Source organism: Rothia nasimurium (genome assembly GCF_004569295.1).
Classification (GTDB): domain Bacteria; phylum Actinomycetota; class Actinomycetes; order Actinomycetales; family Micrococcaceae; genus Rothia; species Rothia nasimurium_B.
Window position 1 is genome coordinate 36451 of record NZ_SPQC01000023.1, and the last position, 7733, is coordinate 44183.

At 57.9% G+C, this 7733-nt stretch carries 7 protein-coding genes; 3 read left to right on the forward strand and 4 right to left on the reverse strand.

Features of this window, described 5'->3' with window-relative positions; all coding sequences use genetic code 11:
• Window positions 1–77 precede the first annotated feature (77 nt).
• Entirely contained in the window at window positions 78–1550 is a 1473-nt protein-coding gene (locus E4U03_RS07460; protein ID WP_167752356.1) for an FGGY-family carbohydrate kinase, read from the forward strand.
• Here the strand turns inward: E4U03_RS07460 and E4U03_RS07465 are convergent.
• The gene (locus tag E4U03_RS07465) at window positions 1534–2106 is read right to left on the reverse strand and encodes a TetR/AcrR family transcriptional regulator (RefSeq protein ID WP_135012928.1); all 573 of its coding nucleotides are present in this window, start codon (window positions 2104–2106) and stop codon (window positions 1534–1536) included. The genes E4U03_RS07460 and E4U03_RS07465 overlap by 17 nt on opposite strands.
• Window positions 2107–2248: 142 nt before the next feature.
• Between E4U03_RS07465 and E4U03_RS07470 the strand changes: the two genes are divergently transcribed.
• Window positions 2249–3784 carry an MFS transporter gene (locus E4U03_RS07470; RefSeq protein ID WP_228066007.1) on the forward strand — a complete coding sequence of 512 codons (1536 nt, stop codon included), beginning with the start codon at window positions 2249–2251 and terminating at the stop codon, window positions 3782–3784.
• Window positions 3785–3794: 10 nt separating this feature from the next.
• Here the strand turns inward: E4U03_RS07470 and E4U03_RS07475 are convergent, their stop codons facing one another.
• Both E4U03_RS07475 and E4U03_RS07480 read right to left on the reverse strand, forming a co-directional pair.
• Window positions 3795–4808 carry a magnesium and cobalt transport protein CorA gene (locus E4U03_RS07475; protein WP_135012929.1) on the reverse strand — a complete coding sequence of 338 codons (1014 nt, stop codon included), beginning with the start codon at window positions 4806–4808 and terminating at the stop codon, window positions 3795–3797.
• A gap of 124 nt (window positions 4809–4932) precedes the next feature.
• Window positions 4933–6228 (reverse strand): adenylosuccinate synthase, encoded by a 1296-nt coding sequence (locus tag E4U03_RS07480; protein ID WP_135012930.1) that lies wholly within the window; start codon window positions 6226–6228, stop codon window positions 4933–4935.
• A 271-nt stretch (window positions 6229–6499) separates the two neighbouring features.
• Between E4U03_RS07480 and E4U03_RS07485 the strand changes: the two genes are divergently transcribed.
• Window positions 6500–7543 (forward strand): Ltp family lipoprotein, encoded by a 1044-nt coding sequence (locus tag E4U03_RS07485; RefSeq protein ID WP_135012931.1) that lies wholly within the window; start codon window positions 6500–6502, stop codon window positions 7541–7543.
• A 74-nt stretch (window positions 7544–7617) separates the two neighbouring features.
• On the opposite strand, the gene E4U03_RS07490 is transcribed toward E4U03_RS07485, so the two are convergent.
• On the reverse strand, window positions 7618–7733 hold a 116-nt coding region (locus E4U03_RS07490), incomplete at its 5' end, for an IS3 family transposase (protein ID WP_135011154.1).

Below are 7733 nucleotides of genomic sequence, written 5' to 3' on the forward strand. Positions count from 1 at the left end.
GCGAAGCGAACCTCATCGTTTTACCTTATCCAGCTGGGTTTTTCTGAGCACCAAAGAACTCAACCATAATGGGGAGTATGACACAAAAGGTATTTTTTGGCTTCGATGTAGGAACCTCAAGCACCAAGGCAGTTCTCATAGATACGAACGGTCAGCTTCTTAACACCGCAACAACAGAACACACCGTTACCCGCGGCGAACACGGCCTCGTTGAGATGCCGATGTTCGTATGGTGGCAAGAATTTAAAGACCTGTACCGCGCGCTCATAGGTGGTCAAGACTTCGAAGTTATCGGAATCGGGCTCTCAGGCATGGGACCGTGCGTTGGCATGACCAGTCTCGAAGGCATCCCGATAGCTCCATCAGCTCTCTACGGTGTGGACTGGCGGGCAACAGACGAAATCCAGAAACTAACTACCCGCTATGGCGAGGACTACCTACTACACACCTATGATTCGGCGCTGACTTCACAAGCCGGTGGCCCTAAAATAGCGTGGTTCCAGCAACGGTATACAGCAGATTTTGAGCGCGGCGTCCGGTTTTTTATGCCGCATTCATGGGTGATATGGCATCTAACCGGGGAGTATACACTTGACCGGCATTCTGCATCTCAGATGACGCCCCTATATAGGCCTGAAACCGGTGAATGGGATGATTCAATGGTGAGCGAGATAGGTGGAAAGAACCTTGAGATGCCCTGTCTGGGTTGGTCAAACGAGATTGCAGGGGAAACTCGTCCGAACCCCGAAATTCCTGAGCTAAAAGGTGGAATTCCGGTAATTTTTGGAACCATTGATGCTTGGGCAGAACAAGAGTCTGTAGGGGCAACCGAAAATCACCACCTCTTTCTTATGTACGGGACGACCTTATTTCTCATCGCAAACACAGATCGCCGCGCACGCCATCTTTCGATGTGGGGAACAGCCGGAACGCGTAAAGGAACCCATCACCTTGCCGGTGGTCTTGCTACCTCGGGAGCGTTAACGAGTTGGCTCCGAGACCTGACGGAGGCGACCGATTTTGCTCAGCTGATTGCTGAGGCTGAAGGTACACCCGCAGGCGCCCATGGTCTGCTTGCTTTACCGTATTTCGCAGGCGAGCGAACCCCTATTCAAGATGCAGACGCTCGCGGAACACTTATCGGGCTCACGCTGGATCATACACGCGGGCATATTTATCGGGCTCTGCTTGAATCTACCGCTTTTGCCGTCCGCCATAATATTGAGACGATGGAAGCTGCCGGCGCCAATATTCAGGGTATTACCTGTGCTGGTGGAGGAGTTAAATCTGACTTCTGGCCACAAATTATTTCTGACGTGACCGGCCGCGAACAGGTGATACGAAAGTACACCATCGGTGCTTCTTTGGGCGACGCTTTTATGGTTGCTCAAACGCTAGGAGTAGCGTCTGACATTAATGAATGGAACCCCATTAATCATATGATTCACCCGCGAGAAGTGCCAATTTATAACCAGCTCTACCCGGATTACCGCCAGCTTTATGTCTCCACGAAAGATATTCAGCATAGGCTATCTAGGCTCCAGGGCTAGATAGAGCCCTTGCCCCAGAACCTAATGTCCCCTTCAGCTGCTCCACGACCTCGAGCAGGGCGTCCATATCGCCGCTGAGGGCAAGGTTGGGGCGGGACTCGCTGCTGGCGACCGCCGCGTTGTAGTAGAGCCCGTCCCCCATCAGTAAGATAGCGCGCGCCACCGCGTCCGAGGGCACCTCGGCCCGAATCATCTCAAACCAGCGGCCCTGGATCCTGTCATAGACCCCGGCTACCTTCTCGGCGGCGTCCTGACACAGGCGCGACGCGGCCACAAACACCCGGTCAAAAGGGGTGTCCTGGTACATGGACGTGCGCACATAGTAGGCACAGGCCCCGGCAGGATCATCCGCCATAGCCTTGAAATCCCGCTCGGCGAGCGCCCAGGCCCGCACCAACAGCCCGTCAACTAGGGCGGTTTTATCGGGGAAGTGGTAGAGTAGGCCCCCCTTTGACACCCCGGCGCGGGAGGCAATAGCGTTCATGGACGCCGCCCGCTCCCCCTCTTCAATGAGCAGGGCTTCGTAGGCGTCGAGGATTTTTTCGCGAGAACTCATGTGTTCTATCCTACCGGGCTGGCACTTGAAAACAAAACCGTCCAGACGGTACAGTAATCTATGTTGAACTAAAGCTACCGATGCAACACCCGCACCCAGCGGACACCCAATCCCAGGTAGCCGTCCTCACGAAAGAGCAGACATGCACCCCACAACCGGCCAAATGAGAGCCGTCACCGAACCCACCGCAGCACCCTACTCCCGCCGCTGGGCGGCCCTAGCCGTCCTTATGCTGCCGGTGCTCTTGGTCTCTGTCGACAACACAGTGCTCTCCTTTGCCCTGCCCGAAATCTCAGCCCGGCTCTCCCCCAGCGGCACCCAACTGCTCTGGATCAACGACGTCTACCCGCTGATTCTCTCGGGCCTGCTCATTCCTGCAGGTAGCATGGGTGACCGCTTTGGTCGCCGCACCATGCTCCTGTTAGGAGGCTTCGGCTTTACCGTCATCTCGGCAGCCGCGGCCTTCGCCCCCACCGCCGCCTGGCTCATTGCCGCCCGCGCCGGCATGGGTATCTTCGGGGCCATGCTCATGCCCGCGACACTCTCGATTATCCGCAACATGTTCTCTGACGCCACCGAACGCCGCACCGCCATCGCCATCTGGGCATCCGGATTCGCTGGCGGTGCCGCCCTGGGCCCTATCGTCGGCGGCTTCCTGCTGGAGCACTTCTACTGGGGTTCGGTCTTTCTCATGGCAGTGCCCGTGTTGCTACCCATGCTCCTGCTGGGCTTCTGGCTGATTCCCAACTCCAAGGACCCTGCCCCCGGCACCATCGACTTCGTCAGCATCGCCCTGATTATGGCGACCATGGCCCCCTTCGTCTACGCCATCAAGCACTTCGCCCACGATGGCTTCGACCTGCTCACCATCGCCCTGCTGCTGGTCGCCCTCGTCTGCGGCATTGCTTTCACCCGCCGCCAGCTGGCGCGCACCAACCCCATGCTGGACATGCGCCTCTTCACCAACAAGCAGTTCACCGGCGCGGTGCTCACCAACCTCATGGCGATCTTCTCACTGGTTGGCTTCCTCTACTTCGTCTCCCAGCATCTGCAGCTGGTAAGCAGCCACTCCCCCTTTAGCGCGGCCCTGGTGCTGCTGCCCGGCCTGGTACTGACCGTCATTGCGGGCCTGGTCGTGGTGTACCTGGTCAAAATCATCAAGCCCTGGATCGTGATTGCTGGCGCCCTACTCATGAACGCGGCAGCCTTCACCCTGGTTTTCTTCACCGCCGATTCCGGCTCGGACACCGGTATTCTGGTCGCCTTTGCCCTGCTCGGTGTGGGCATTGGCTTCGCTGAAACCCTGACCAACGACATTATCCTGTCCGCTGTTCCCCCGCACAAGGCGGGTGCGGCGTCCGCTATCTCCGAGACCGCCTACGAGACCGGCTCGGTCATGGGCACCGCGATTCTGGGGTCGATTCTGAACGCGGCCTATGTTGCCCACCTGGTGGTGCCCGAGGGGGTTAGTGCAGCGGACGCGGACGCCGCCCGCGAGACCCTGGGCGGGGCGGCAGAAACCGCCGAACGCATCGGCGGGGAAACCGGCGCTGCCCTGCTGACTTCGGCCCAGCACGCCTTCGACTCCGGCGTGGTCTACACCTCTGCCATTGGCGTAGTGCTCATGCTGATTTGCACCGTGATGGTGGTGCGCACCCTGCGCGGGGTGAAGATGTAGAAGAGGACCGTTAAAGCCATTCTTTCTTTTTAAAAACCACCCACAGCCCAAAGGACACCGCAACCATGAGCAGCAGGGACGCCGGGTAGCCAAAGGTCCAGTGCAGCTTGGGCATCACGTCGAAGTTCATGCCGTAAATTGAGCCAATCACGGTAGGGGCCACCAGAATCGCAGCCCAGGCCGAGATTCTCTTCGTATCATCGTTCTGCCGTTCCGCCACGATAGTGGAGTTCACCGCCAGGGCGTTCTCGAGGGAGGAGCGCAGATCGTCTACCCGGTCAGCCACGCTGATGACGTGGTCTTTCACGTCGCGGAAGTGGGGGAGCAGCTCAAGCTGGTGCTCATTGCCGGTCTCAGCCTGAATACGAATACGCCCCATGAGCAGGTCCAGCATCTGCCCCACTGGCTTGACCGCCCGTTTGAAGTCACTGACCTCGTTCAGCAGGCTGTAGATACGCTGCGATATCTCGCTGGCTTCGGAGTTATCGGCGAAGAGGGCGTCCTCGATTTCGTCACCGTCGTTTTCTAGACCCTCAATAACGGGGAAGTAGCCGTCCACGAGCATATCGAGCACCCGGTGCAAGAAAGCCAGTGGGTAGGCCTGCATGGTGGGGCTCTCCAGCGCGCTCGAGAAGACCGCGCCCATGGTGCGCTGGGTGGTGTCGACAGAGCGCAGGGCATCTTTGACAAGCCAAATCACGAAGTTCTCGCCCACGAACATGTGGGTTTCACCGAAACGGATTTCTTCGGTGTCATCGAGGTAGATCGCCGGGCGGAGCACCAGGTAGTAGGTGCTGCCGTAGCGATCGAGCTTGGAGCGCTGGTGGCCCTGCTCGGAGTCTTCAACAGCGAGGGGGTGCAGGTTGAAGAGGCCGGTGAGGGTGGTGAGGTCGCCGCGGGAAGGGTCAACCAGGCCGATATAGGCGCAGTCGGTGCCGGGAGTGAAGGCCCGGGCAAGGTCGGCGAGGGAGTCGTAGCCGGTGACGGCCCCGGTGGTGTGGTTGAGCGTGTTGAGTAAGGTCATGGTGTCTATCGTAGTCCTTCTACAGAAAAGACCATATTAAATCAGAAAAACCCACCTAGTTAGTGGGTTTTTCTGGTTTAGATGGTACCTACCCGGCGCAGGAAGAGGGGCGCGGACGTCCGCCCTACTTCTCGTCCTCGATCAGGTCGCGCACAACGATGGTCTGCTCGCGGCCGGGGCCAACACCAATCGCCGAGATACGGCAGCCGGAAATCTCTTCCAGCTTCTCAAGGTACTTACGGGCATTCTCGGGCAGCTCATCAAGGGTCTTAGCCTCGGTGATGTCTTCGGTCCAGCCGTCGAAGTACTCGTAGATAGGCTTAGCGTGGTGGAAGTCCGACTGGGTCATGGGCATCTCATCGTGGCGAACACCGTCTACATCGTAGGCGACGCAGACAGGAATCTTCTCAAGCCCGGTGAGCACATCCAGCTTGGTGATGAAGAGGTCGGTGAAGCCATTGATGCGCACAGCCTGGCGGGCCAGAACCGCGTCGTACCAGCCGCAGCGGCGGGGGCGGCCAGTATTCACGCCGAACTCGCCACCGGTGGTGCGCAGGAATTCGCCCATGTCGTCGAAGAGTTCAGTGGGGAAGGGGCCAGCACCCACGCGGGTGGTGTAGGCCTTCTGAATACCGATGACGCGGGAGATGCGGGTGGGGCCAACGCCGGAACCAACGGAGGCACCGCCTGCGGTAGGGTTAGATGAGGTGACGAAGGGGTAGGTGCCGTGGTCTACGTCGAGGAAGGTAGCCTGGCCGCCTTCCATGAGCAGGGTCTTGCCCTCGTCCAGGGCCTTGTTGAGCAGCTGGGTTGATTCAACAATCATGGGTGCCAGGCGGTCGGCGAAGCTCATGAAGTACTCAACGATTTCTTCGACCTCGACGTGGCGGCGGTTGTAGACCTTGACCAGTAGTTCGTTCTTCTGACGCAGGGCGCCTTCAACCTTCTGGCGCAGGATGGACTCGTCGAGGATGTCCTGCACGCGAATGCCCAGGCGGCCTACCTTGTCCATGTAGGTGGGGCCGATGCCGCGGCCGGTGGTGCCGATGGCGCGCTTGCCGAGGAAGCGTTCGGTGACCTTGTCCATGGTCTGGTGGTAGGGCGCTACCAGGTGGGCGTTAGCTGAAATTTTGAGCTTGGAAGTGTCTGCGCCGCGGGCTTCGAGGCCGTCGATTTCTTCGAAGAGGGCTTCGGGGTTAACGACGACGCCGTTGCCGATGACGGGTACAGCGTTTTCTGAGAGGATGCCGGCGGGAAGGAGCTTGAGCTCGAACTTCTGGCCGTTGACGACGACGGTGTGGCCTGCGTTGTTACCGCCGTTGGGCTTGACGACGTAATCGACGCGGCCGCCGAGCAGGTCGGTTGCTTTGCCTTTACCTTCGTCGCCCCACTGGGCACCTACAATCACAATTGCTGGCATAAGTCTTACTCCTGAATAGGATGGTCACCTGCCGGGTTTCACGGCGGTGGGGTGGGGCTGCGCGGCCTGAATGGCCTATGCGGGCAGCGCGGACGCAGGGCACACCATTCTTAAGGATAGCAAGGGTGGTTTGTGTTTGGGTGAGTGTTCCAGGTTTTGCGCTGCTGGCGGTAGAGGGTAGGCCGACGCCGGTGGCAGGTTCCCGGGAATCACCGAGAAATAATCCGACATCTAGCCAGTGGGCACCCAGTTCGTCTTTAAGCTGGAAAGTATGAGCGAAGACCCATACACACCTAACACACCGTCTTCTCAGCCCAATCAGCCCGGAGTACCCTCATCGCCTGCTGGGGCTTACGCCGCACCGGGCCAGCAGCCCTACTACGACCCCTACGCCGCGCCTCAGCAGCCTAACAGCAAAAAGCCTAAGAATGTGCTCGGCCTGGTGGCCCTAGGCTTGGGCGTCCTCGGCTTTATCCTGGGTTGCATCCCCGCGGTTGTGTTACTCGGCTGGCTCTTACTGTTTGCAGCTTTTGTAACCGGCATTGTTGGCCTTTTCCAGAAGAACAAGGAAAAAGTCACCTCGATTATCGCCATTGCACTCTCGGTAATCGGGTCAGTGATTTCAGGTATCGTCCTGTTTTTCTTTGCCCTCAACACCATCGCCAACGATTCTGAGCTCCAGCAGAGTCTACAAGAGCTTGAGTCAGCGGTAGCTAGCCCGTCGGCAACTGCTCCCACAGGTTCTACAGCCCCTGCTAGCTCTGCAGCCCCAACCACAACTACCCCGGCTACAACTGCCCCTGCCGCTTCGAGCGCGCCGTCTACCGAAGCATCCCAGCAGACTAATTCTGCTAGTAGTGATGTCCCACGCGATTACAGCAATGCCCTTTCAACCGCAAACCGCTACCTTAGCATCATGGATTTCTCGTACGCAGGTCTCTACGAGCAACTCACCAGTGAATACGGTGAAAAGTTCTCACCTGAAGCAGCCCAGTATGCAATGGATAATCTCAACGCTGACTGGAATGCTGAAGCCCTGGGAAGCGCACAGAACTACATCGATATCATGCCTTTCTCATACGCGGGTCTCTATGACCAGTTAACTAGTGAATACGGCGAACAGTTCACACCTGAGCAGGCTCAATATGCAGTAGATAATGTTAAGGCAGATTGGAATGCTGAGGCTCTAGAGTCAGCCCGTAATTACCTAGATACTATGGATATGAGCACAGACCGTCTCTACGATCAACTCATTAGCGAATACGGTGAAAAATTCACCCCCGAGCAGGCCCAGTACGCCATCGATAATCTCTAAAGACGAGAAAAATATAAAAGCCCGTCTTGCCCCCGCTCTTTGAACTAGCCCCCGAAAGTTGGACTGGTTTAATCCTAGACCGTCAGGGCTGCCAAAGCCTGGCTCCGATACCCCATCGGAGCCAGGCCCTTTAATCGCTCCTGAAGCCTACCGTTGTTATACCAATAGATATAGTCATCAACCGCCTGAC

Excerpts from the sequence above, each read along its gene's own strand:
- E4U03_RS07465 (WP_135012928.1), bottom strand. The coding sequence starts at position 2,106 with ATGAGTTCTCGCGAAAAAATCCTCGACGCCTACGAAGCCCTGCTCATT.
- E4U03_RS07460 (WP_167752356.1), top strand. The coding sequence starts at position 78 with ATGACACAAAAGGTATTTTTTGGCTTCGATGTAGGAACCTCAAGCACC.
- E4U03_RS07480 (WP_135012930.1), bottom strand. The coding sequence starts at position 6,228 with ATGCCAGCAATTGTGATTGTAGGTGCCCAGTGGGGCGACGAAGGTAAA.
- E4U03_RS07470 (WP_228066007.1), top strand. The coding sequence starts at position 2,249 with ATGCACCCCACAACCGGCCAAATGAGAGCCGTCACCGAACCCACCGCA.
- E4U03_RS07485 (WP_135012931.1), top strand. The coding sequence starts at position 6,500 with ATGAGCGAAGACCCATACACACCTAACACACCGTCTTCTCAGCCCAAT.
- E4U03_RS07475 (WP_135012929.1), bottom strand. The coding sequence starts at position 4,808 with ATGACCTTACTCAACACGCTCAACCACACCACCGGGGCCGTCACCGGC.